At 35.1% G+C, this 1,244-nt stretch carries 1 protein-coding gene; it reads right to left on the bottom strand.

The window, feature by feature from the left end:
• Window positions 1-39: 39 nt before the first annotated feature.
• Window positions 40-1,032 (bottom strand): transposase, encoded by a 993-nt coding sequence (locus JS605_RS17410; RefSeq protein ID WP_203259004.1) that lies wholly within the window; start codon window positions 1,030-1,032, stop codon window positions 40-42.
• Window positions 1,033-1,244 lie beyond the last annotated feature (212 nt).

Genomic DNA, 1,244 nt, shown 5'->3' with positions numbered 1-1,244 from the left:
GCGTATTCTATGATTGCTCCAAATAATTTTTGTTAAAATTTAGGCTACAAACCTCAAAGTGTCTACATACGGTGTTTGCCTTTGTATCACAGCAAAGATGCGAGCGATCAATTTGTTTCTAATAATGTTTAATGTACTCATTTTGCTTTTTCCTTGTCCAATACGTTTTTGGTAGTATATTTTCATTTCGGAGTTATGTTGTATGGCACTTACTGCGCACATATGTACCAAAGACTTGATTTTCTTGTTTGCAAGCGGAGACACTCTGTTTCTGCCTTTTATACTTGTACCCGATTGATATGCAAAGGGTGCAACACCGCAATACGAGGCGAATTTACGAGAACTGTCAAACTTGGAGAAGTTCTCCGTAACAATAAGCATTGTAGTTGCCATTTGTCTACCAACACCTTTAATCGATAACATTAGATCCATATTGATTTTTAGAGCTATGTGACTATTGATAACCTCCTGCATTTGCTTCTCAACAGAAGTTATCTGTTTGGTAAGGTAATGTATTAACCTTTGTTGTGTCTCAAAAATAAATTTAAAGTCCTTAGATTTATAAATGCTTTTCTGCTCCTTCAAGGTAGTTTTATGGGCTGAACGTTGTTTGACTAGTTTTGACCTAAGCGTCATTAGGGACTTAAGCGTGGTTATCGATTTAAAACACTCCCTAGTTGGTATAATCTCTTCTCTTAGACGATAACCGTATAGGGCAATCCGTTTAGCATCTACCTGGTCATCCTTTCCTCTAACAATTCCCATAGAACGTTTTATGTCAAGTGCAGGAGCAACATAATAATGACACCCCATCTGTTGCAGAACAACAGTAAGTGTGTGAGAGTACATACCTGTATGCTCATATACAAAAAGAACTTCGGACAGGTCTTTTAACTTAGCCTTAGCCCAACCTAAAAACCCTTTAATTCCTTTGTTTGTATTGGCAAATTCAGAGCTCTTTTGAGATAGGTAAATACAAACATCAATAGTGTTTTTACTAACATCAATACCAATTACTTCTTTAAAATTCATAACTTTAGATTTAGAAATTAATAAATGCTACTTAAACTAAAACCTTTAATAAGGTCATTCTGAAATTCTATATAGTTCTAAGTAGCCTCAAAAAAGGACGGAGACTAATACGCAGCATGGCTCTTTTGTAGCTAGCTAGGGATATAAGTTCACTCTGTCCTTTTTAAATTTAACTACAATTAATAGTATTTGCTAATCTAAAGGTTAGGGAT

This window comes from Hyunsoonleella ulvae (assembly GCF_016827605.1).
GTDB classification, from domain to species: domain Bacteria; phylum Bacteroidota; class Bacteroidia; order Flavobacteriales; family Flavobacteriaceae; genus Jejuia; species Jejuia ulvae.
The sequence above is the reverse complement of the archived record's forward strand: the minus strand, read 5'-3'. Positions and strand labels throughout refer to the sequence as shown.

Coding starts and splice junctions, on each gene's coding strand:
- JS605_RS17410 (WP_203259004.1), bottom strand. CDS start 1,032: ATGAATTTTAAAGAAGTAATTGGTATTGATGTTAGTAAAAACACTATT.